The sequence below is a fragment of the Streptosporangium sp. NPDC050284 genome, assembly GCF_044459525.1.
In the GTDB taxonomy this organism is placed as follows: Bacteria; Actinomycetota; Actinomycetes; order Streptosporangiales; family Streptosporangiaceae; genus Streptosporangium.
Genome location: NZ_JBITIZ010000003.1, coordinates 624,268 through 646,374, shown reverse-complemented (window position 1 = coordinate 646,374; position 22,107 = coordinate 624,268). Strand labels below are relative to the sequence as shown.

16 protein-coding genes are annotated in these 22,107 nt (G+C 70.9%); 7 read left to right on the top strand and 9 right to left on the bottom strand.

Features of this window, described 5'->3' with window-relative positions:
* Positions 1-30 precede the first annotated feature (30 nt).
* Positions 31-1,068, top strand: a complete 1,038-nt coding sequence (locus ACIBH4_RS10610) for a UDP-N-acetylmuramate dehydrogenase (protein ID WP_362764927.1) — start codon at positions 31-33, stop codon at positions 1,066-1,068.
* 406 nt (positions 1,069-1,474) lie between these two features.
* The gene (locus tag ACIBH4_RS10605; protein ID WP_362503779.1) at positions 1,475-2,044 is read left to right on the top strand and encodes a TMEM165/GDT1 family protein; all 570 of its coding nucleotides are present in this window, start codon (positions 1,475-1,477) and stop codon (positions 2,042-2,044) included.
* A gap of 94 nt (positions 2,045-2,138) precedes the next feature.
* Here the strand turns inward: ACIBH4_RS10605 and ACIBH4_RS10600 are convergent, their stop codons facing one another.
* Positions 2,139-5,027, bottom strand: coding sequence for an AAA family ATPase (locus ACIBH4_RS10600; protein ID WP_362503776.1), 2,889 nt, complete (start codon positions 5,025-5,027; stop codon positions 2,139-2,141).
* A 112-nt stretch (positions 5,028-5,139) separates the two neighbouring features.
* A complete protein-coding gene (locus ACIBH4_RS10595; RefSeq protein ID WP_362503774.1) occupies positions 5,140-5,301 on the bottom strand; it encodes a hypothetical protein in 162 nt (53 codons plus the stop codon).
* Between the two features lie 363 nt (positions 5,302-5,664).
* Here ACIBH4_RS10595 and deoC point away from each other — a divergent pair, with 363 nt between their 5' ends.
* The 3 genes from deoC to ACIBH4_RS10580 all read left to right on the top strand — a co-directional run bounded on the left by deoC (position 5,665) and on the right by ACIBH4_RS10580 (position 9,194).
* Positions 5,665-6,603, top strand: coding sequence for a deoxyribose-phosphate aldolase (deoC, locus tag ACIBH4_RS10590; RefSeq protein WP_362503771.1), 939 nt, complete (start codon positions 5,665-5,667; stop codon positions 6,601-6,603).
* Positions 6,604-6,612: 9 nt separating this feature from the next.
* Entirely contained in the window at positions 6,613-8,040 is a 1,428-nt protein-coding gene (locus ACIBH4_RS10585) for an aldehyde dehydrogenase family protein (RefSeq protein ID WP_350942885.1), read from the top strand.
* A 182-nt stretch (positions 8,041-8,222) separates the two neighbouring features.
* The gene (locus ACIBH4_RS10580; RefSeq protein ID WP_362503767.1) at positions 8,223-9,194 is read left to right on the top strand and encodes an aldehyde dehydrogenase family protein; all 972 of its coding nucleotides are present in this window, start codon (positions 8,223-8,225) and stop codon (positions 9,192-9,194) included.
* A gap of 13 nt (positions 9,195-9,207) precedes the next feature.
* Here the strand turns inward: ACIBH4_RS10580 and ACIBH4_RS10575 are convergent, their stop codons facing one another.
* On the bottom strand, positions 9,208-10,614 hold the full coding sequence (locus ACIBH4_RS10575) for an amidase (protein WP_362503764.1): 1,407 nt from the start codon (positions 10,612-10,614) through the stop codon (positions 9,208-9,210).
* Between the two features lie 110 nt (positions 10,615-10,724).
* Complete coding sequence (locus ACIBH4_RS10570; RefSeq protein WP_362764932.1) at positions 10,725-13,568, bottom strand: ATP-dependent helicase C-terminal domain-containing protein; 2,844 nt, start codon at positions 13,566-13,568, stop codon at positions 10,725-10,727.
* 335 nt (positions 13,569-13,903) lie between these two features.
* Between ACIBH4_RS10570 and ACIBH4_RS10565 the strand changes: the two genes are divergently transcribed.
* On the top strand, positions 13,904-15,121 hold the full coding sequence (locus ACIBH4_RS10565; protein WP_362503759.1) for a PHB depolymerase family esterase: 1,218 nt from the start codon (positions 13,904-13,906) through the stop codon (positions 15,119-15,121).
* A gap of 57 nt (positions 15,122-15,178) precedes the next feature.
* Here ACIBH4_RS10565 and ACIBH4_RS10560 read toward each other — a convergent pair whose 3' ends face one another.
* The 3 genes from ACIBH4_RS10560 to ACIBH4_RS10550 form a co-directional block, all read right to left on the bottom strand.
* Complete coding sequence (locus ACIBH4_RS10560) at positions 15,179-16,009, bottom strand: undecaprenyl-diphosphate phosphatase (protein ID WP_362764935.1); 831 nt, start codon at positions 16,007-16,009, stop codon at positions 15,179-15,181.
* Positions 16,010-16,109: 100 nt separating this feature from the next.
* Positions 16,110-17,060: a hypothetical protein gene (locus tag ACIBH4_RS10555; protein ID WP_362503753.1), complete on the bottom strand. Its 951-nt coding sequence runs from the start codon at positions 17,058-17,060 to the stop codon at positions 16,110-16,112.
* Positions 17,060-17,665, bottom strand: coding sequence for a TetR family transcriptional regulator (locus ACIBH4_RS10550; protein ID WP_362503750.1), 606 nt, complete (start codon positions 17,663-17,665; stop codon positions 17,060-17,062). The genes ACIBH4_RS10555 and ACIBH4_RS10550 overlap by 1 nt, the downstream gene beginning before the upstream one ends.
* A 151-nt stretch (positions 17,666-17,816) precedes the next feature.
* Between ACIBH4_RS10550 and ACIBH4_RS10545 the strand changes: the two genes are divergently transcribed.
* The gene (locus ACIBH4_RS10545) at positions 17,817-18,449 is read left to right on the top strand and encodes a disulfide bond formation protein DsbA (protein WP_362503747.1); all 633 of its coding nucleotides are present in this window, start codon (positions 17,817-17,819) and stop codon (positions 18,447-18,449) included.
* 273 nt (positions 18,450-18,722) lie between these two features.
* On the opposite strand, the gene ACIBH4_RS10540 is transcribed toward ACIBH4_RS10545, so the two are convergent.
* Together ACIBH4_RS10540 and ACIBH4_RS10535 are read right to left on the bottom strand one after the other, a co-directional pair.
* Positions 18,723-20,228, bottom strand: coding sequence for a M28 family peptidase (locus tag ACIBH4_RS10540; RefSeq protein ID WP_399171851.1), 1,506 nt, complete (start codon positions 20,226-20,228; stop codon positions 18,723-18,725).
* 98 nt (positions 20,229-20,326) lie between these two features.
* Positions 20,327-21,901, bottom strand: coding sequence for a M28 family metallopeptidase (locus ACIBH4_RS10535; RefSeq protein ID WP_362503741.1), 1,575 nt, complete (start codon positions 21,899-21,901; stop codon positions 20,327-20,329).
* Between the last annotated feature and the right edge of the window lie 206 nt (positions 21,902-22,107).

Here is a 22,107-nt window from a genome sequence, read left to right as displayed (position 1 = left end):
ATTTCGGCCGGGTGGCGGGTGGGGAAGCGCATGACGGAGCGGGTGGCGGGGGTGCGGCTGGCGCCGTACACGACGCTGGGGCTGGGGGGACCGGCCAGGGCGTTCGTGGAGGCGGGGTCGCCCGAGGAGATCGTCGAGCTGGTGGCGGCGGCCGACCGGGCGGGCGAGCCGGTGCTCGTGCTGGGGGGCGGCAGCAATCTGGTCGTCTCCGACGCGGGCTTCGACGGCCTGGTCGTGCGCGTCGCCTCCCGGGGGGTCGAGATCGAGGGGGACTTGGTCACCGCGCAGGCGGGCGAGGACTGGGACGCCCTGGTCGAGCGCGCGGTGGGGGAGGGCCGGTCGGGTGTGGAGTGCCTTTCCGGCATCCCCGGGCTGGTCGGGTCCACGCCGATCCAGAACGTCGGAGCCTACGGGCAGGACGTCTCCCAGACGATCACCGCCGTCCGCGTCTACGACCGCCGGGCCCGCGAGGTGCGGGACCTGACCGCGCGGGAGTGCGGGTTCGCCTACCGGCACAGCGCGTTCAAGGATGACCTGGGGCGATACGTCGTGCTCGCGGTCACCTACGAGCTGGTCGGGGACGCGCTGTCCGGCCCGGTCGCCTACCGGGAGCTGGCCTCCCGGCTCGGCGTCGCCCTGGGCGAGCGGGTGCCGCTCGCCCAGGCTCGGGCGGCGGTGCTGGAGCTGCGCGCGGGCAAGGGCATGGTCCTGGACGCCGCCGACCCCGACACCCGCAGCGCGGGGTCGTTCTTCACCAACCCGGTCCTCGCCGCGGCGCAGGCCGCCGAGCTTGAGTCGCGGGTGCCGGGGTTTCCCCGCTGGGACATGCCGGACGGGGCGGTCAAGGTCCCGGCGGCGTGGTTGATCGAGAACGCCGGGTTCCCGAAGGGCTACCAGCGCGGCCCGGCCCGCATCTCCACCAAGCACACCCTTGCCATGACGAATCCGGAGCTGACGGCCTCGACGGAGGAACTCCTCGACCTCGCCCGGGAGGTGAGGGACGGCGTCCTGGAGAAGTTCGGCGTCACCCTGGTCAACGAGCCCGTGATGGTCGGCACCCGGCTCTGAGGCTCTCCGGGATCCCGAGTTCCGCCCCCTGAGGCTCTTCGGAGTCTCCTGAGCTTCTGTCAGGTTCTCGGCGCGGTTCCCGAAATCCCGCTGAGGTTCCCAGAGCCGTTCTCGGGTTCTCCCGGATCTCGTGGCCCTCTGAGGTGGGAATGGGCATCTGATTTCTGCTGCTATGGTCTGACTAGAAAGACCCGAAGGGGAGTAGTCCCAATCGCGTGATCGACATGCTGGCGCCTGAGGCGCCCGGTCGCGCGGGCCTCGGATCCGGCCGGTTCGGCTCGGCTTCGTGGCGGACGAGACCTTCGGCCTGGCAGGCATTAACTGGATGCCGCCGGGCCGAAGACGTGCCCGAAACTCCCCGGGCATCCCCTTCCGCCCGGCTGCGTACGCGGGAAGGGCACCTTCGTTGGAAGCGTTCTGGATCAGTCTTGCTGTGATCTTCGTCGCCGAACTCGGCGACAAGAGTCAGCTCATGGCGATGACCTTCGCCACCCGGTTCAAGCCGTGGCCGGTCCTCGCCGGAATCACCCTGGCCACCGCGGTGGTCCACCTGTTCAGCGTCGCACTGGGCGGGCTGGTCGGCGACTTTCTCCCCACCACGGCGATCACGATCATCGCGGGCATCGCCTTCCTGGGCTTCGCGTTGTGGACGCTGCGCGGGGACGAGCTGACCGACGAGGAGTCGCAGAAGGCGCAGCGCACCACCCGGTCGGCGATCATCGCCGTGACCGTCGCCTTCTTCCTCGCCGAGTTGGGGGACAAGACGATGCTCGCGACCATCACCCTCGCCACCCAGTACGGCTGGTTCGGCACCTGGATCGGCTCGACGGTGGGCATGGTCGCCGCGGACGCTCTCGCCATCGTGGTCGGCCGGATGCTCGGCAAGCACCTCCCGGAGAAGATCATCCGGTACGGCGCCGCCGCGGCCTTCGCCGTCTTCGGCGTGATCCTGCTGCTCGAACCGCTGTTCACCTGATCGGGGCCCGTACGGTCGCGTGTGCTCGGCGGTGGTGGAGCAGGGGGATCGGGGCGAGGCTATGGGTGAAGAGTCAGAGGCGGCGGGTGAGGGGTCAGCCGATCAGGGCGAGGCGGTGGGCGGCCGCGGCCGCCTCGCCACGGGTGGAGACACCCAGCTTGCCGAGGATGTTGGAGACATGGACGCTCACGGTCTTCGCCGAGATGAACAGCTCGGTGGCGACCTCGCGGTTGGACCTCCCCTGGGCGACCAGCCGGAGCACCTCCAGCTCGCGCGGGGTGAGCGGCGGCTCGGAGCCTCTGACCCGCCCGGTGTCTCCGGCCTGCTCGGTGAGGGAGATCCCGATCCGCTGGGCGAGCGCCTCGATCTCGGTGGCGAGCGGCCGGGCGGAGAGCGCGACGGCGATCGGGTGGGCCACGCGCAGCCGGGACGCGGCACCGTCGCGGTCACCGGCGCCGGCCGTCGTCCGCCCTCCGAGGAGCAGCGACTTCGCCCGGAGGAAGGGACGTCCCAGCCGTTCCCAGGCGGCGGCCGCGGCGTCGTGGTCGCGGAGAAGACCGAGCCGGTAGGCCTCGGCGACGGGACTGTCCACGGTCATCGCCTCCCTCGCCTTCTCGACGTGGGCGTGCAGCGCCGCCACCCGTTCCGGCGCGAGCGCCTCGGCCGTCTCGCAGACCCCTCCGAGCAGGCCGAGCACCCGCCAGCCCAGCATGGGCTTGCTGGTGATCTGCGCCTCAAGGGTGATCCGCTCGGCGACCTCCAGCGCGGCCAGCGGCTCCCCGCTGAGCAGGTGCAGGCCGATCATGAGCCGGGCGTTGGCCGTGAGCTCCTGCATGAACTCCTCGGGGGCGTTGCCGAAGGCGCTCACCTCGTCCAGGACGGCTCTGAGCACGTCCGTCTCGCCGCGGGCGATCGCCACGTCCCCGCGGATCCGCCGCAGGTGGTGGCGGGTACGCAGGGTGGGGTCCGCGCCGAGGAGCTGCTCGACGAGCTGGGCGGCCTCGTCGAACCTGCCCAGCGCCTCCAGCGCCTCGGCCCGGTTGTTGGCGATGAACGTGCCCTGGTCACGGTGGCGGCCGTACTTCCTCGCGAGCCGCTCCCCTTCGAGCGCGAGCTCGATCGCCTCGGTGGAGCGGCCCATGTTGTTCAGCGCGTCCACGTTGTTGGCGATGGCGCGCAGGACGCTGCGGCCGGACTCGACGCGCTCGCCGATCGCCTTCGCGGTCTCGTTGAGTTCGATCGTGACGTCGAGGCGCCCCGCGATCGAGTGGCCCAGCGCGAGGTTGAGCAGCAGCTCCGCCTCCAGGGTCTCCTCGCCGTGCTCACGCGCGATCCGCAGCGCCTCCTCGGTGTGCGCCGTCCCCTCCTCCAGCTCGCCGCTGAATATGAGGTACGAGCCCAGCTTGGACAGCACCTCGGCGCGTTCCAGCCCCGGTTTCGGGACGAGCCGCTCGGCGTAGCGAAGATCGTCGAGCACGCCGGGGCGCCGCTTGGCCTTCCTGAACTGTGATCTGCGGACGACCAGATTCGCCACCCTCGCGGGCTCGGTTCGTTCGTCGAGCTCGTTCAGCGCGGCCTTGACGAACTTGCCGCCCCGGTCGGCCTCTCCGCACGCGCTCGCGGCCTCGGCGGCGTGCTCCAGGACGGTGGTGTGGTCCACGCCGATGCGCTCGGCGGCGTCGGGAACCTTGCCCCACAGCGTCAGCACCCGCTCCAGCAGCTGCATCATCTCCTTGTAGGCGAAGGTGTTGGCGGCCTTGCCCGCCGCCTCCCATGCGGAGATGAGGGCCCAGAGGTCGTCGCGGGCGGCGTGCCAGTGGTGGGCGATCTCGATGGCGGCCCGGCCGGGAGGCACCAGCGTGCGGTCCCTGCCGATCTCCTCGGCGAAGCGGGCGTGCAGCCGTACGTGCTCGCCGGGCAGGAGCTCGTCGTGTACGGCCTCGCGGATCAGCGCGTGCCGGAAGACGTAGGCGCGGCCGTCGGCGACCTGCAGCACGTTGGCCGCGATCGCGGTGCGCAGCGCGTCGTCGAGTTCGACGTCCGACAGCTCGCTGACCGCGACGAGCAGGGCGTGGCTCACCCGGATGCCGCCGGCGGCGGCGACGCGCAGCACCCGCTGCGTCTCCTCGGGGAGCCGCTCCACGGAGCCGATGATCAGGTCGTGCAGGGAGTCGGGAAAGGTGCAGGTGCCGCCGCACTCCATCAGCGCCTCGACGAACAGCGGGATGCCCTCGCTGCGCTGGAAGACCCTGTCGACCTGGGCGAACTCGGGTGCGGTACCGAGGATGCCGGCCATCTGGGCGGCCACCTCCGACTGGGTGAGCCGGGGCAGGTCCAGCCGGAGGACCCCGTCCAGCCGGCTGAGTTCGGCGAGCACCGGCCTGAGCGGGTGCTGGCGGTGGAGCTCGTCGGAGCGGTAGGTGAGGACCATCAGCACGGGAGCGGTGCGCAGGTTCCGGCTGAGGAAGGCGATCAGGTCGCGGCTGGAGCTGTCGGCCCAGTGGACGTCCTCGATGAGGAGGATGACCGGGTGGCGCTCCGCGAGCCGTTCCAGCAGGGTGAGGATCTGTTCGAAGAGGCGTGCGCGGGCGGTGTCGCTCTCGGTGTCGCCGCTCGGCTCACCGAACTCGGGGAGCAATCTGGCCAGGTCGCGTGCCCCTCCCTCGGGAAGCAGGGCCGCGACCTTCTCGACGCCGCACTCGCGGACGAACTGGCGGATCGCCGCGGTGAACGGTGCGTAGGCGAGGCCCTCGGTCGACAGCTCCACGCAGCCCCCGTTGAGCACGTGGGCGCCGTCGACCGTGGCCCGCTCCGCGAAACACCCGATCAGGCGTGACTTGCCGACACCCGCCTCGCCGCCGAGCAGTACGGTCACCGCCGCGCCCTTCCGGGCCTGCTCGAACGCCTCGGTCAGGTCCGCGAGTTCCCTCTCCCGCCCCACGAAGACGGGGCTCACCGCCCGACCCACCATGTCTGCCAGCATGTCATGCCTTAAAGGTGCGATCTCCTCATTTTTCGCTCGGTGAAATCGGGAAGTCAGGGAGGCAGGGAGGCCCGGCCGGGCGAGTGGGAGCGGCCGGGCTCTCGGGACGGGGTCATGCCGGAATGATCTTGCTGAAGAGGCCCCCGCGGCGCTTCTCCGAGGAGTGGGCCTTCCTGTCCTCCTGCGCCTCGCGGGCGCGGCGGTAGTCGTCGGCCTCCTCGCGGAGCTCGGTGGTCCGATGGGCGATCATCTCAAGGTGGAACTCGGGACCCATGAGGGTTCCTTCCTGGTGTGGCGCCTCGCGGCGCGCTTTCCTTACAGACTCAAGATTCGTCCTAAGGCCCCCGGTCCCACATCGGGAGGATGTCCTATCTCCCGGGCACCTCTCGCCGCGGCACTACCTAGATGGGGCCCCGGCCGTGCCGGTACTACCTAGTGCTGTGACCGGAAGGGTTCAATCTGTGACGCCAGGCTGGAGCAGCGGCAACCGGAGGACGAAGCGCGCGCCTCGTGGACTGTCCTCGATCTCCAGTGTCCCGTGGCGGTCGGCGGAAGTTGACGAAAACCGACAAGGCTGCTGGGCAGGGTCCAGTTTGGAAGTAATCACACCAGTAGGCATGCTGGAGAGGTGTCAACTATGACGACCTCGCTCAACGACGTGGCAACGTCCAACGTCACGCTGCGAAGCTTCCTGCACGGCCTGCCCGGCATCGACCGCGTGGGCGCCGACCAGCGGGCCGCGATGCTCGGCACCCGATCCATCAAGACCACCGCCAAGGCCCAGGCCATCGACCTCGCCATCGGCATGGTGGACCTGACGACCCTGGAGGGGGCCGACACCCCGGGTAAGGTCCGCGCGATGTGCGCCAAGGCCGTCCACCCCGACCCGGCCGACCCCTCCGTGCCCAAGGTGGCCGCGGTGTGCGTCTATCCCGACATGGTCGCCGGGGCCGTGGCGGCGCTGAAGGGCTCCGGCGTCAAGGTGGCCAGCGTCGCGACCGCCTTCCCCAGCGGGCGCTCCTCGCTCGACGTCAAGATCGCCGACACCACCCTCGCGGTGGCGGCCGGCGCCGACGAGATCGACATGGTCATCGACCGGGGCGCGTTCCTCGCGGGCGACTACCTCAAGGTCTTCGAGGAGATCGTCGCGATCAAGGCCGCGTGCGGCACCGCCCACCTGAAGGTGATCCTGGAGACCGGCGAGCTGTCCACGTACGACAACGTGCGCCGCGCGTCCTGGCTGGCCATGCTGGCCGGGGGCGACTTCATCAAGACCTCCACGGGAAAGGTCCAGCCCGCCGCGACCCTCCCCGTGACGCTGATCATGCTGGAGGCGGTCCGCGACTTCCTGGCCGTGACCGGCCGCAAGGTCGGGGTGAAGCCCGCGGGTGGCATCAAGACCACCAAGGACGCGATCAAGATGCTCGTCCTGGTCAACGAGACCGTCGGCGACGGCTGGCTCAGCCCCGACTGGTTCCGGCTCGGCGCCTCCAGCGTCCTCAACGACCTGTTGATGCAGCGCCAGAAGATGACCACCGGCAGATACGCGGGTCCCGACTACTTCACCCTCGACTAAGGCGTTCACATGTTTGAGTACGCACCGGCGCCCGAGTCGCGTGGCGTCGTCGACATCAGGCCGTCCTACGGCCTGTTCATCGGCGGCGAGTGGGTCGACTCCCAGGGCGAGAACCGCAACAAGACCGTCAACCCGGCCTCCGAGGAGGTCCTCGCGGAGGTCGCCTGGGCCACGGAGGCCGATGTCGACCGGGCGGTCCAGGCCGCACGCAAGGCGTTCGGCGTCTGGTCGGCGATGCCCGGCTCCGAGCGGGCCAAGTATCTGTTCAGGATCGCGCGGATCATCCAGGAGCGCTCGCGCGAGCTGGCCGTGCTGGAGTCGTTGGACAACGGCAAGCCGATCCGCGAGTCCCGCGACGTGGACCTGCCCCTCGTCGCGGCCCACTTCTTCTACTACGCGGGCTGGGCCGACAAGCTCGACTACGCCGGGTACGGTCCCGGCCCGCGCCCGCTCGGGGTGGCCGGCCAGGTCATCCCGTGGAACTTCCCGCTGCTCATGCTCGCGTGGAAGATCGCCCCCGCGCTGGCCTGCGGCAACACCGTCGTCCTCAAGCCCGCGGAGACCACCCCGCTGACCGCGCTGCTGTTCGCGGAGATCTGCGCGCAGGCCGACCTGCCGCCCGGCGTGGTCAACATCGTGACCGGCGCGGGCGAGACCGGCGCCGCCCTGGTGAACCATCCCGACGTCGACAAGGTGGCCTTCACCGGCTCCACCGAGGTCGGCCGTCAGATCGCGAGGTCGGTCGCGGGCACCGGCAAGAAGGTCACGCTGGAGCTCGGAGGCAAGGCCGCGAACATCGTGTTCGAGGACGCCGCGCTCGACCAGGCCGTCGAGGGCATCGTGAACGGGATCTTCTTCAACCAGGGCCACGTCTGCTGCGCGGGCTCCCGCCTGCTGGTGCAGGAGTCGATCGAGACGGAGCTGCTCGACGCGCTGAAGCGGCGGCTGGGCACCCTGCGGCTGGGCGACCCGCTGGACAAGAACACCGACATCGGCGCGATCAACTCCGCGGCCCAGCTCGCCAAGATCCGCGAGCTGTCCGACCTCGGGGAGGCGGAGGGCGCGGAACGCTGGTCCCCGGCCTGCTCGCTGCCCGACAAGGGCTTCTGGTTCCCGCCGACCATCTTCACCGGTGTCGCGCAGTCGCACCGGATCGCCCGCGAGGAGGTCTTCGGCCCCGTTCTGTCCGTGCTGACCTTCCGCACCCCGGCGGAGGCGGTGGAGAAGGCGAACAACACCCCGTTCGGCCTGTCGGCGGGGGTGTGGACGGAGAAGGGCTCGCGCATCCTGTGGATGGCGAGCAGGCTGCGCGCCGGCGTCGTCTGGTCCAACACCTTCAACCGCTTCGACCCCACCTCGCCGTTCGGCGGCTACAAGGAGTCCGGGTACGGACGCGAGGGTGGCCGGCACGGGCTGGAGGCGTATCTCGATGTGTGAGCATCACCGGGGCAGGCGTCGCCGCCGACGTGCCCAGGGCACCCGGGGCCACGGCTTCGCCCGCGCGGGACGGCCGGAGCCGCGTGGCTGGTTCGCCCACCGGTGCGGTGTGAGCCGCTGCGGTCAGATCTTCGTGCCGGCCCGGCTGGCACAGCAGGAGAGCACGTGGAGAGGGCTGGGAAATGAGTAAGGCGGAGAGGCCGAGCCGGGCACGGGCGGGCAAGCGGGCGGGGGACGCCGCGGAGGAGCGCGCGGGTGACGCCGCGGGAGAGCGCACGGTTTCCTCCCGTGCGGGCGAGGGCGGGCCCGCACGGCTCGCCGTGCGCAAGACGTACAAGCTGTACATCGGCGGGGCGTTCCCGCGCTCCGAGAGCGGAAGGTCCTACGCCGTGGCCTCCTCAAGGGGCGACTTCCTCGCCAACGCGTCCAAGGCCTCGCGCAAGGACGCCCGCGACGCGGTGACGGCCGCGCGCAAGGCGTTCGGCGGTTGGTCGGGCGCGACGGCGTACAACCGGGGGCAGATCCTCTACCGCGTCGCCGAGATGCTGGAGGGCCGTCGGGCCCAGTTCGTCGCCGAGCTGGCGGAGACCGGGACGAAGAAGGCCGGGGAGGTCGTGGACGCGGCCGTCGACCGGCTGGTCTGGTACGCGGGATGGTCCGACAAGATCGCCGCGATAGCCGGGTCATCCAACCCGGTCGCGGGGCCCTACTTCAACGTCTCCTCGCCCGAGCCGACCGGCGTGGTCGCGGTGGTCGCCCCCGACGAGCCGCTGCTGGGGCTCGTCTCGGTGATCGCCCCGGTGATCGTCACGGGCAACACCTGCGTCGTGATCGCGAGCGAACGTGCCCCGCTGCCCTCGATCACCCTGGCCGAGGTGCTGGCCACCTCGGACCTGCCCGGCGGGGTGGTGAACATTCTCACCGGCTCGGTCGCCGAGATCGCCCCCTGGCTGGCCGCGCACATGGACGTGAACGCCCTCGACCTCACCGGGGTCGCCGACGAGAGCCTCGCGGTCGCGTGCGAGGAGGCGGCGGCGGAGAACCTCAAGCGCGTCTTCCGCCCCGCCGCGACCGACTGGTCCGCCGATCCCGGCACCAGGCGCCTCACGGCCTTCCTGGAGACCAAGACGGTCTGGCACCCCACCGGAGTCTGAATCCGCGCGGCCGTCAGGTGAGCGGGGCGTGGCGGGTCCACGGCCGGGCGGTCTCAAGCTGCCCGGCCAGGGCGAGGAGCTGCGCCTCGCCGCCGGGGGCCGCGACGAGCTGGACACCGATCGGCGTGCCGGTGGAGTGCCTGCCGTACGGGACGCTCATGGCGGGCCAACCGGCCATGTTCCACGCCGCCGTGGCGGGCGCGTACGTCAGGTTGACGCGGGCGTTGGCGAGGAGCCCTCGGCGGCCCCAGCGCTCGGCGGGCGGCGGTACGGCGGCGAGTGTCGGGGTGACGAGCACGTCGGCGTTGCCGAACCACTGGTCCGCCCCGTAGGCGCGCCAGCGGTCGCGGCCCGTCGCCCCGTCCGCCCCGACCCTGGCGAGCAGTCGGCCGACCCTCGCCAGGGACCGGGTGCGCCGCTCCAGCCCGCGCGGGTCGAGCCCTTCGACGTCGCCGGCGGCGCACGCGAACCAGGTGGCCACGGCGGCGGCGGCGACCCGCAGGGACATCCGCTCGGTGTGGTCCACCACGGTGTGCCCCGCCGCGCCCAGGACCTCCGCCGTCTCGGTCACCGCCCGCTGGAACTCGGCGTCCACCGAGAAACCCGGCGGCAGCGGCATCGGCGCGACCGCTATCCGCAGCCGTGGCGGATCCGACAGGGTGAGCCCGCCCGGGTAGTCGTCGATGGCGCGGCCCACGCCGAGGGCCTCGCTCTCATCGGGCGTCGCCAGCGACATGTCACCCGCCATGACGGCGAGGGCGAGGGCGAGGTCGGCGACGGTCGTGGCCATCGGCCCGTTCTCCGACATCCGGTACCAGTCGTGCTCGGGCGGTGGGACCACCCCCTGACCAGGCTTGATCGAGACCAGGCCGCAGCAGGCGGCCGGGATGCGCAGCGAGCCCAGCCCGTCGGCGCCGTGGGCGAGCGGGACCATCCCCGCGGCCACGGCTGCCGCGCTCCCTCCCGAGGAGCCGCCGGGGGTGCGCCCCGGGTCCCACGGGTTGCGCGTGACGCCGTACACGCTGTCGGAGACCCCGGCCAGGCACAGCTCGGGCACGTTGGTGATGCCGACGACCACCGCGCCCGCCGCCCTGAGCCTGGCGACCACGGGGTGATCCTCGTCCGCGGCCACGTCGGGTGTCGCCGCGGAACCGTTGCGTGACGTCTCACCCCCGACCGCGACGTTGTCCTTGACCGCGATCGGCACCCCGGCGAGCGGCAGCCCGGCGAGGTCCTCCCGCTCCTGCAGGACCCGTGCCTCGGCCAGCGCCCGTTCGGTGAGGACCACGCGGAACGCCCCGAGGCGCCCGTCACGCTCGGCGATGGCTTCGAGGTGTTCGGCGACCACCACGGGTGCCGTGACCTTCCCCCGTCGCACGGCATCCGCGATCTCCACTGCGGAACTTCCCACCCACGACATGCACCGAGTGTGGTCCGGCGAATGGGTAAGGGGAAGCGTCCCACATCTCAATCAGATGACTTGTCCGGCTCGTCGGCGTTATTTCGCCCGGTGTATCCGGGTTCCCGAGGTCAGCGTCGGGGGTTGGTACGGCGGGTGGCGACGGCCGACAGGGGATCGTCGGGCCAGGGGTGCCTGGGGTAGCGCCCGCGAAGCTCGGCGCGGACCGCGCGGTAGCCCTCGCGCCAGAACGAGGCGAGGTCGGCGGTGACGGCGGCCGGGCGGCCCGCGGGGGAGAGCAGGTGGATCACGAGCGGGACTCCCGCGACGCGCGGGGTCTCGGTCCAGCCGAACAACTCCTGCAGCTTGGCCGCGAGCACCGGCTGCTCGCCCGAGTAGTCGATCCTGATCCGCGACCCGCTCGGCACCTCGACCCGTTCGGGGGCCGTCTCCGCCAGCCGGGCGTTCCACGGGACCAGGCGGTGCAGGGCGGAGACCACGTCGAGGCGCTCCAGGTCGGACCGGCGGCGGGCCCGCGACAGCTCGGGCTCCAGCCAACGATCGGCCGCCTCGATCAGCGCGTCGTCGTCCGTCGCGGGCCAGGGGTCGCCGAGCGTACGGCGGCAGAAGGCGAGCCGTTCGCGCAGGGCCACGGCCTCGGGGGTCCAGCGCAGGATCGACAGGCCCTCGGAGCGCAGGCCCTCCAGGACGGCGGGCCGCACGTCCGCGCCGCGGAGCGCGCCGCTGGACAGCTCGATCGCGCCCAGCCGTTCCACCCGGCGCGCCGACACGTCTCCGCGCCGCTCTCCCGGCGGCACATGCCAGGTGATCTCCTCGCCGGAGCCGTACAGGGAGGCCGCGGCGAGCCTGGCGATCTCCTCGTCGATCACCACCGCCTGCCTGATCCTCGCCGACGCCGCTCCGGCGGGCCGGTCCGCGACCGCTACCGCGAGCCACTCCGCCGTCCCCAGCCGTGACCCGCGCGGCAGTTCGGCGGCCGTTCCCGAGGCCATCAGGTACGACCCGCCGCGCCGCCGCGCCACCCGCTCCGGGTAGGCGAGCGCCACGACGATCCCGGCCACGGCGTCGTCGCCCCCGGCCGTCGGAACGCCCGTGAACGTAGCGCCCGTGGATGTGGCGCCTTTGGATGTGGCGCTTGGGGATGTGGCGCTGTCGGCGCGGGCCGCCCTGGTGCCGCCGCTTCTCGCGGGTTTTCCCGCGGCATCACCTTTTCCCGGCCGGGTGGCACCGGCGTCGGCGGGTTTCCGCCCCCGGTGCCGGTCGGTGGCGGGTACGGCTCGGGCCAGGCGCCTCGCCTCCTGACGCCACCGGGCGGAGAAGCCGTCACCGCCCTGGCGCGCGGAGCGCCAGATCGCCACCAGGTCGTCGCCCGCGTCCCGGGGCAACTGCTCCGACAGCAGCGCCACCACCTCGGCGGCCCGGGGACCGGCGTCGATGTCCGCCCCCGTGTCCGTCCCCGCGTCGATCAGGGCGCGTGCCAGGCGCGGGTGGACCCCGACCCCGGCCATCCGCCGTCCCCGGTCGGTCACCCGGCCGGCAGGAGGGGTGCCCGGTGTCCGCGGGGTGGCGGGGGAGTCCAGCGCGCCCAGGGCGTACAGGGTGCGGCGGGCGGCGTCCATCGCGGCGGGTGGTGGCGGGTCGAGCAGGGCGAGGCCGATGGCCGTGGGGTCGCCCCAGCAGGCGACCTGGAGGGCGAAGCCGGTCAGGTCGGCGAGCGCGATCTCGGGTCGCGCGTGCTCGGGCAGCCGGTCGTGCTCGGCCCGCGACCAGCACCGATAGACCACGCCGGGCGCCTCGCGGCCCGCCCGCCCCGCCCGCTGGGTGGCCGAGGCTCTGGAGGCGCGGACGGTGGTGAGCGAACCGAGACCGCGGGCGTGGTCGGTGCGGGGCTCCCTCGCCAGGCCGGAGTCGACCACGATCCGCACGCCCGGCACGGTGAGGCTGGACTCGGCGACCGAGGTGGCGAGCACCACCCTTCTGCCGTCCCCCGGGGACAGGACCGCGTCCTGGACCCGGACCGGGGCCTGGCCGTGCACCTGGAGGACGTCGATGCCGGGGAGCATCGCGGCCACCCGGCCGATCTCGCCGACGCCAGGCAGGAAGCAGAGCACGTCCCCCTCGTGCTCTGCCAGAGCGCGCCGTACGACGGCCGCGACGTGGGCGAGGAACGCCGGGTCCACCCGCATGCCGTGGGGCGGTGCGACGGTCCCGGTGGGCGGTGCCCAGACGGGCGTGACCGGGTGCATGGTTCCGGAGGCGTGCACGATCGGCGCGGGATCGCCGGGATCGCCGGGATCGCCGGGATCGCCGGAGGCGTCGGAAGTGCCGGGATCGTCGGAAGTGCCGGGATCGCCGGAAGTGCCGGGGGCGCCTGGGGCGGCGGATGAGGAGAATCCGTCGATGTCGGGAAGCGGGAGAGTGCCGGGAGATCCGAGGAGGCGTGCCCAGGGGGCGGCGTCGGCGGTGGCGGAGGTGGCGACGATCCGCAGGTCGGGGCGGAGTGTGGCGCGGACGTCGAGGAGGAACGCCAGCGCGGTGTCGGCGTCCAGGTGGCGCTCGTGGCACTCGTCGAGCAGGACCGTGTCCACGCCTTCGAGGTCGGGGTCGCGCTGGAGTCGCTGCAACAGGACTCCGGTGGTGACGACCTCGACGACCGTCCTCGGACCGGCTCTGCGCTCGCCGCGTATCGAGAACCCGACCTCCGCACCCACCTCGGACTCCAGCAGCCACGCCATCCGCTTCGCCGCCGCCCGCACCGCCATCCGCCTCGGCTCGGCCACGATCACCCGCTTCGGCTCCGAGCCGTCGAGGAGCCCGGCGAGCGCGAGCGGGACGAGCGTGGTCTTCCCTGTGCCCGGAGGAGCGGTGAGCACGGCGACGCCCCGCCCGTCCAGCGCCGCGAGCAACTCGGGCAGGGCGTGGCGTACGGGCAGGCCGGACCAGTCGGAACGCACCCGTCCAGTCTCCCCGAGTCCGCCACCGGATCAGACGCTCCGATCACCCGCAACCCGGAACCCGGGGAGTCCCGAAGTCCCGAAGCCCTGAAGTCCCTGGGTCCCGGGGTTCGGATAAGTCCCGGAGTTCGGAGAGTTCTGGAGCCGGGAGGTCGGCGGTCCGGGACCGGGGACGTCGTGAGATGCGGTGAGAGGAAGCCCTCGCCCGCAGGCCGTGCTCCATAACACGGAGACGAAGAGTGTGTCTCGGGAACATGTCAAATGGGTTACGGCGGTTTTAACGTGCGCTGGTGAGGGCCGGTGACACAGGTCACAAGGCCACGAAGGAGCATGTCATGGCCGCATCCTTTCCAGCGGGACTTCTCCGCATCCTTCTCACCCTGTCGCTCGGGCTGCTCGTGTCACTCGGCGCGGCGACCGCGACGACGGCTCCCGCGCGGGCCGCGTCGCTCGTCCAGGTCGGCTCGTTCGGGAGCAACCCTGGAAATCTCACCATGTTCAGCTACCGTCCCGACGGGTCGACCGCCGGACGCCCGTTGGTGGTGCTGCTGCACGGCTGCACGCAGAACGCGAGCGGCTACTTCGCCAACTCGGGATGGCGCAAGTACGCGGACCAGTCGGGATTCACCCTCGTACTGCCGCAGACCGGCAGCGCGAACAACGCGTCAAGTTGCTTCAACTGGTTCGAGACCGGTGACACCACCCGGGGCCAGGGCGAGGCCGCCTCGATTCGCGCGATGGTCGCCTACGCGGTCTCCAACTACGGGACCGATCCGGCGCGCGTCTACGTCAGTGGGCTGTCGGCGGGGGGCGCGATGTCGGCGGTGATGCTCGCCACGTACCCGGACGTCTTCGCGGGCGGCTCGATCGGGGCGGGGCTCGCCTACCGATGCGCCGCCAGCCTGATCCAGGCATCCACCTGCCAGTACGGTCCGGTCGGCAAGACCCCGCAACAGTGGGGTGACCTGGTGCGCAACGCCCACGCGGGGTACTCGGGGCCGTACCCGCGCGTCGCGATCTGGCAGGGGTCCTCCGACTACACCGTCGTCCCGGCGAACGCCGCCCAGCTGCGCGACCAGTGGACGAACGTGCGGGGTGTCTCGCAGAGCCCCACCTCCACGCGGAGTCTCACCGGCGGTACCTCCCTGAAGGTGTACGGGAGTGACGCGGTGCGCCTGTACGAGATCCCGGGCATGGGGCACGGCCTGCCGATCGATCCCGGCAGCGGCGCCGACCAGTGCGGCAGCGCGGCGGCGTACTTCCTGGACACCGTCTGCTCGGCCTATCACGACGCGCAGTTCTTCGGCCTGACGGGTGGCGGTACGCCGCCCCCCACCCCGACCGTCACGCCGACCCCGACCCCGACGGTGCCCCAGACCTGCGTGAGGGCGAGCAACTACGCCCACACCGTCGCGGGGCGTGCCTACCAATCAGGCGGCTACACCTACGCCAACGGGTCCAACGACGCGATGGGTCTGTGGAACGTCCTCGTCACGCACGGCCTCAAGCAGACAGGTCCCGGTCACTGGGTCGTCGCCGACAGCGAGTGCTAGCGAGCCGCAGGCCAAGGGGACCCCGAAGGCGATCTCGCGGGGCCGCCTTCGGGGCCTCTAGGCCGAGGGGTCGAGGATCCCGAAGCTCACCAGGGCGATGATGACGACCCCGAGGGCGATCCTGTAGATCACGAAGCCGGTGAAGCGGTGGGTGCTGATGTACTTCAGGAACCACGAGACCGCCAGATAGCCCACGATGAACGAGATCACGGTGGACAGGATCGTGGGACCCCAATCGGGCGACTCGCCATCACCGATCTTGAACAGCTCCAGCAGGCCCGCGCCCAGTACGGCGGGGATGGCGAGCAGGAAGGAGTACTTCGCGGCCTCCTCGCGGCGGTAGCCGAGCAGCAGTCCGGCGCTGATCGTGCCGCCGGAACGCGACACGCCGGGGATGAGGGCGAGCGACTGGGCGAAGCCGTAGACCAGGGCGTGGGGGAAGCTGAGGTGCGACTGCAGGGTGAGCTTGTTGCGGGCGGTGTGGTCGGCGAACCACAGGACCAGGCCGAAGACGATCAGCGTCGTGCCGATCAGCCGCAGGTCGCGGAAGGCCCCCTCGATGGAGTCCTTGAAGAGCAGGCCGAGCACCACGATCGGGATGGTGCCGACGATGACGTACCAGCCCATCCTGGCGGCGTGGTGGCCGCGCAGGTCGGGCGTCCACAGGGAGCGTGTCCAGGTGACGATGATCTCCCAGATCTCCTTGCGGAAGTAGATCAGCACCGCGGCCTCGGTGCCGAGCTGGACGACCGCGGTGAACGCGGCTCCCGGGTCCGGCCAGCCGAAGAACGCCGACACGACCCTGATGTGGGCACTGGAGGAGATCGGCAGAAACTCCGTCAATCCCTGAACCAGCCCGAGGACCACCGCTTCGAACCAGCTGATCACTTGGAGCACCTTCCGTGCCTGCGCGTGCGTAACCTACGCGAGGCTAGCGGAGAGGCGGGTCGATCGTGGCCCCGGTCTTCGGCTTTCGAAGCGACTCCTGTCAGACGGCCCGGCCGCGGGCGTATCTGGCCGCCATCGTGTGGAACACCTCCTTCGGCGCCCAGCGCTCCCGGTCGAGCATCCTGACCGCGCCGTAGGAGGCGATGTCCGCGTCTCCGACGCGGCCGAAGCCCGCGAAGGTGAACCAGAGCGCGGTGTCCACCCCCTCCTCCTCGAAGATGTCCATCAGCTCGGTGAAGTAGCGCACCTGCTCGCCCTCGTCCCGTACGGCGCCCTCGGGCGGCAGCCAGGCCATGCCGCCGCGTTCGCTCGCGCCCCGCCAGGCGCAGGTGCCGAACTCGGTCACCGCGACCGGCTTGCCGTGCTTGAACTTCCCGCGCAGCTCCTCCCTGAAGGTTTCCGCGTTGTAGGCGGCCCGGTAGGCGTCGGCGCCGACGATGTCGAACGGTTCCCAGTCGACGAACTCCCACGGGGCCGCCGCGTAGGTGACCCGGCCGCCGAAGCGGGGCCTGACAACCTTCACGCTCTCGGCCAGGAAGCCGCTGAGCCGTTCCATGACGGGGCCGAGCGAGGACCACCACTCCACGTCGGCCTCGTCCATCGTCCGCATGCGGTCGCGGTACGTGGCGCCGGGGATGAACCCGGGGCCGAACGCGCTGATCTCGCAGCCGGTCACGAACACCACCTCGGCCCCGCCGCGTCGTACGGTCTCGGCACGCTCCGCGCAGTCGGCGAAGGTCGAGAGCATCTCCTCGGGCGGGAGATCGACGGGGAAGGGGGCGAACCAGATCTCAAGTCCCGCCGCGGCGGCGTGCTCGGCGGCGACGCTCAGCCGCGCGGGATCACCACCGGAGATTCGTACGGCGTCGCAGTGCAGCTCGTTGGCGATGACGTGTATGTCGTGCCGGACGGTTTCCGGGTCGAAGACCTTGCGGGTCAGGTCCGCACCGGGGAGGAACCCGGTGTCGTAGTTGATTCCTTTTGCGCGCATTACTCTCCCGGTTGATCGAGACCGTGTTCCAGCAGATCGAAGGCGAGTTCGACGTCCCCGCAGAGGCGGCTGCCCGCCTCGTCCAGCGAGGCGCCGGAGACCAGGTGGCGGAAGAACCTCTCCTGAAGTGTCAGCACGGAAGCGGTGATCTGGGCGGCCATCAGGGCGGCCGTCAGCTCGTCGCGTTCTTCGGCGAGCACCCGCGCCAGCGCCTCACGCTGACTGTGGAGCAGGTCGTTCACGCCGCTGCTGAGCGTGGGGCTGGCGAAGATCACCCGCATCTGGACGATCAGCGTGTCCCTGTCCACGGCCTCCGCCGGCCCGGTGGCGAATCCGCGGTAGTGCTCCCGCAGCGCCTCCAGCGGCGACCGCCCGGGTGGCCGCGCGGCGACGATCCCCGCCAGGTCCTCCTGGCCCACGCCCTGCAGGACGAGTGACTCCTTGGTCGGGAAGTATTTGAACAGCGTCACCTTCGCCACCTCGGCGGCCTCGGCGATCTCGTTGACGGTCACCGCGTCGAACCCTCGCTCTGCGAACAGCCGCAGCGCCACCGCGGCGATTCGCCGTTGGGTCTGTTCCTTCTTCCGCTCCCGCAGTCCTGCCATGCGGCAACCATAAACACGAACTCGGTTCAAAAGCAAACCCGGTTCATATTTTTACGGTGCGAGGGCGCGTCGAGTTGGCTCGGGAGCGCCGTTCGGCGAAGGTGGCACAGTATTCGGGTATGGCCCGAGGACGACGATCGGAGGGCTGGAAATGACGATCAAGACGATCGCGGACTTCTGGTTCGACCCCTCCTGCCCGTACACCTGGATCACCTCCCGATGGCTGGTGGAGGTGGAGAGGGTGCGGCCGGTCGAGGTGCGCTGGCACGTGATGAGCCTGGCGGTGCTCAACGAGGGCCGCGACGAGGACCCCGAGGGTGACACGGAGGGATACCTCTGGGTCCCCGTGCGCGTCTGCGCGGCCGTACGACAGGAGTACGGGCAGGAGGCGCTCGGAAGGCTGTACACCGCGATGTGGACCGTCGGGCGCGCTCGCGGGCAGGACTGGGCCGGTGCCCTGCACGACTCCCTCGCCGCCGCCGGCCTGCCGCCGGAACTGGCCGAGGCCGGGATGTCGACGGCCTACGACGAGGCGGTGCGTGCCTCACACGCGGAGGGCATCGGCCTGATCGGCGAGCACGTCGGCACCCCGGTGGTCGCCGCCACCGGCCCCGACACCCATGGCGGGCGCGTTGTGTTCTTCGGTCCCGTGATCTCCCGGATTCCCCGAGGGGAGCATGCGGGCCGTCTGTGGGACGGGACGCTGCTCGTGGCAGGGACTCCGGGCTTTCACGAGCTCAAGGGCACCGCGCACGAGAAACCCCGGCTCGACGATCAGGACTGACGGGGGTTCGCCCGGGGACGCGGGGTTTCCCGTCAGTGGGACGCCGGTTCGTTCGATGCCGGGTCGTCCGTCGTCGGTTCGTTCGAGGTCGGTTTGTTCGAGGTCGGTTTGTTCGAGGTCGGTTTGTTCGAGGGGCACGAGAGACCGTCCAGGAGACCCGAGAGGGGTGCGGCCCGCGTGGCGGGCCGTCCGGGGGTGATCCGGACGGCCCGTGGAGGGGGAAGGCGCGGGCCGCACCCGGTCTCGTCTACTGCCGCAGGGTCACCGCCCCGCTCACTGGCGGGTCACCTTGACGTCGTCCACCCCGGCCTCCACCAGGGAGGCACCCGAGGCGTCGGCGGCCTCGACCAGGATCCGGACGCTCTGCCCCGCGAAGGCGGAGATGTCGACGTCGGCCGTGCCCCAGGCGCCGTTGCGGTTGGAGGCCGCGCCGAGCTGCTGGAACACCTGGGTAGTGGTGGAGCCGACGACCTTCACGCGCAGGTAGTCGGCGCTTGAGGAGTTGGAACCGTGCGCGAGATACCAGGAGAAGGCGAGCTTGAGCGTCCCGGTCGACGGCAGGGTGACGGCCGGGGAGCGGACGCTGGTGACGCCTCCGTCGATGTCGTAGTCGCCGGCCGCGGCGCCCGCGAGCCTCCCGGTGACCAGGTCGTTGGTGCCGCTCACGGTGGTGCCGAGCTGCTTGGCGCCGCTGGAGTTGGTGGCCTGCGGGACGCCTCGCTCCCACTGGCCCGAGGTGGCGGTGTCGGTCCCCGAGGGGTTGGTCGTCCAGCCGGTCGAGGTCTCGAAGGTGTCCTGCCAGACGACCGTCGGAGGTACGGCGGTCGCGGTCGTCCACACCGCGTAGGCGATGGCGTCGGCGTTGCGGTTCAGCGCGGTGTCGCTGATGTTGGACGTCGTGTCGCACGCCCGGTGGTAGCAGGGGTCGAACGCCTGCCCCGCCGTACCGCCCCAGAGGGTGGCCTGGGCGCTGGACTTGGTGCCCTCGGCGCCGGTGAAGGTGCCGCCCGCGGGGATGCCGACGGCGATGAAGGGCCCGTAGTCGGAGCGGCCGTCGAAGTCGGTGCCCCGGGTGGCGACGCCGATCGAGGTGAAGTACGCCTGGAGCGTCGCCTCCAGCTGCGCGGAACCCGCCGGGCCGGGGCCCGAGCCGACGCCGTCGGAGTTGTCGCCGTCGTAGATGAAGTAACCGGCGTTGGGCGAGCCGACCATGTCGAAGTTGTAGTAGCCCTTGATCTTGGCGCGCTCGGTGGCCGAGAGGTTGTTCACGTAGTACTGGGAGCCGCGCAGGCCCAGCTCTTCCGCGCCCCACCAGGCGAAGCGGAGGTGCTTGGTGGGTGCCAGCGACTGGCGGGAGACCTCAAGGGCGGTCTCCAGGATGGCGGCGCTGCCGGAGCCGTTGTCGTTGATGCCGGGTCCGGCGGTCACGCTGTCGAGGTGGGCGCCGACCATGAGGATGTCGTTCGGGTCGCCGCCGGGCCAGTCGGCGATGACGTTGTATCCGGTCGCGCCGTTGTAGGTGAAGGACTGCAGGGAGGTGGTGAATCCCGCGCCGTCCAGCAGGCCCTTGACGTAGTTCGCCGAGGCGAGGTAGCCGGGGCGGCCGTGGGCGCGGTTGCCGCCGTTGGCGGTGGCGATGGACTGGAGCTGCGTGAGGTGTGCCTTCACGGCGGTCAGCGAGATGTCCGGTGGGACGGCGGCCGACGCCGATGGTGCGGTGAACGCCAACGGGATGGCCAGGATCGCCGCCATGCCCATGGTCCACAGATTGCGCATCATGCTCCTCGGGTTTGAGGGGTGTGGGGGGTCCCCGAGCGGCGCGCACCCGTGGCGGGTGCGCGCCGTACAGCGTGGTGGTGCGCTTGCGGAGCGAATCCCTAGCGGGCGACCTCACCGTGGTGGTGGTCCGCCGTGGTCGTCGCCGCGGACCTGGAGAGTGCCTTGGTCGCGGCGTTGCGGTCGGGAATGCCCTTCAGGTCGTAGGCGAAGTACGCGGTGGTGTAGCCGACGGCCTTGGAGTTGCGGTCGAGCGCGGCGGCGCTGATGTTGTTGATGCCGTCGCAGGCGGCGTGGTAGCAGGGGTCGTAGGCGACGCCTGCGGTTCCGCCGAACCTGGCGGCCTGCTCGGGGGTCTTGATGCCTTCGGCGCCGGTGAAGATGCCGCCGGCCGGGATGCCGTTGGCGATGAACGCGCCGTAGTCGGAGCGGCCGTTGAAGTCGGTGCCCTGGAACGGCAGCTTGCGCTTGGTGTAGAACGCCTCAAGGCGCTTCTCGATCTGTGCGGAGCCGGCCGGTCCCGCCGGGGAGCCCTCGACGTCGGAGTCGTCACCGTCGTACAGGAAGGTGACGTCGTTGGGCGAGGCGATCATGTCGAAGTTCAGGTAGAGCCTGATCTTGTCCTTCTCCGCCTGGGACAGGCCCTCGACGTACTGCTCGGAGCCGAGCAGACCGAGCTCTTCCGCGCCCCACCAGGCGAAGCGCACCTTGTACTTGGTCGGCACGTAGGCCAGCTTCAGCGCGGTCTCCAGAATGGCGGCGCTGCCGGAGCCGTTGTCGTTGATGCCCGCGCCCTCGGGCACGCTGTCGAGGTGGGCGCCGACCGCGACGATCTCGCCGGACTTGCCCCAGCGGGAGTCGGCGATCAGGTTCTTGGTACGGCCGACCTCGGTCTCGGCGTCGACCTTGAGGCGGACGGTGGTGTTCGGGCTGGCGGCCAGGTCAAGGCCGACGGCCGTGCTCGCCATCACGATGGGGAAGCCGAAGCGCCACTCGAGGATGTCGAAGAGGAGCGGGTCGGTCCTGCCGGGCTGGCCCTCGTTGAAGAAGATCACACCGGCCGCGCCGGCCGCCTTGGCGTTGGTGGCCTTGTCGATGAACGGGCAGGTGCCGCGCTGGAGCAGCGCGATCCGCCCGGGAACGAACCCGGCGAAGTCCGAGGCCTCGCAACCCGCGGTCGAGGTGTTCGGGGTGGCCGGCACCGGGATGACGGCGTCGACGACCTGCACCTGCGCGGTGACGTCGCCTCCGCTGGAGGAGACGACGGTGACGAAGTCGGTGGGGTTGGTGTAGGTCTTCGCCACGGGAGCGGTCTGCTGCAGGACGGAGGGGCTCGCCTCCTCCCAGCCCAGCGGGAACTCGACGTCGGTCGTGGAGGTCTTGTATCCGGCCTTGCGCAGCTTGTCCTGCACGTAGGCGAGGGAGGCGTCGTAACCGGGAGAGCCAGCGGCGCGGTTGCCGCCGTTGGCGGTCGCGATCTGCTGGAACTTGTCCAGGTGCTTCTTGACGTTGCTGCCCTTGATCTGTGTCGCGAAGACGTTGGCGAGGACGTCCGTGACGTCCGTGGACGTGGTCGCGGTGGTCGCGCTCGCCGGTGCGGTGAGGGCGAGAGGGAGGGCGAGGGCCGTGACCAGGGCGGCGGTCTGGACCAGGCTGCGTCGTAACCTCAGGCGCATAGCGCTCCTCGGGGTGGAACGGAGGGGAATCCCCTATTAGGTACATGGCGGAACGTACCGTGATCAACCTGTTTCGCCTAGATGTGCCGACGTTCGGGTGCGAAAAAAGTTATCAAGCCGACCCTGACAGGGTTTTCTCAGGGATGTCTCGGGAACGGATGGGTTCCGGTCGTTCGTTTGAAAGGACGAAGAACATCGATTCGAGA

What these genes read in the sequence shown, in the direction of transcription:
- ACIBH4_RS10540 (WP_399171851.1), bottom strand. Translation starts at nt 20,228, where the DNA reads ATGATGCGCAATCTGTGGACCATGGGCATGGCGGCGATCCTGGCCATC.
- ACIBH4_RS10585 (WP_350942885.1), top strand. Translation starts at nt 6,613, where the DNA reads ATGTTTGAGTACGCACCGGCGCCCGAGTCGCGTGGCGTCGTCGACATC.
- ACIBH4_RS10610 (WP_362764927.1), top strand. Translation starts at nt 31, where the DNA reads ATGACGGAGCGGGTGGCGGGGGTGCGGCTGGCGCCGTACACGACGCTG.
- ACIBH4_RS10575 (WP_362503764.1), bottom strand. Translation starts at nt 10,614, where the DNA reads ATGTCGTGGGTGGGAAGTTCCGCAGTGGAGATCGCGGATGCCGTGCGA.
- ACIBH4_RS10550 (WP_362503750.1), bottom strand. Translation starts at nt 17,665, where the DNA reads ATGGCAGGACTGCGGGAGCGGAAGAAGGAACAGACCCAACGGCGAATC.
- ACIBH4_RS10580 (WP_362503767.1), top strand. Translation starts at nt 8,223, where the DNA reads ATGAGTAAGGCGGAGAGGCCGAGCCGGGCACGGGCGGGCAAGCGGGCG.
- ACIBH4_RS10555 (WP_362503753.1), bottom strand. Translation starts at nt 17,060, where the DNA reads ATGCGCGCAAAAGGAATCAACTACGACACCGGGTTCCTCCCCGGTGCG.
- ACIBH4_RS10565 (WP_362503759.1), top strand. Translation starts at nt 13,904, where the DNA reads ATGGCCGCATCCTTTCCAGCGGGACTTCTCCGCATCCTTCTCACCCTG.
- deoC (WP_362503771.1), top strand. Translation starts at nt 5,665, where the DNA reads ATGACGACCTCGCTCAACGACGTGGCAACGTCCAACGTCACGCTGCGA.
- ACIBH4_RS10595 (WP_362503774.1), bottom strand. Translation starts at nt 5,301, where the DNA reads ATGGGTCCCGAGTTCCACCTTGAGATGATCGCCCATCGGACCACCGAG.
- ACIBH4_RS10600 (WP_362503776.1), bottom strand. Translation starts at nt 5,027, where the DNA reads ATGCTGGCAGACATGGTGGGTCGGGCGGTGAGCCCCGTCTTCGTGGGG.
- ACIBH4_RS10545 (WP_362503747.1), top strand. Translation starts at nt 17,817, where the DNA reads ATGACGATCAAGACGATCGCGGACTTCTGGTTCGACCCCTCCTGCCCG.
- ACIBH4_RS10535 (WP_362503741.1), bottom strand. Translation starts at nt 21,901, where the DNA reads ATGCGCCTGAGGTTACGACGCAGCCTGGTCCAGACCGCCGCCCTGGTC.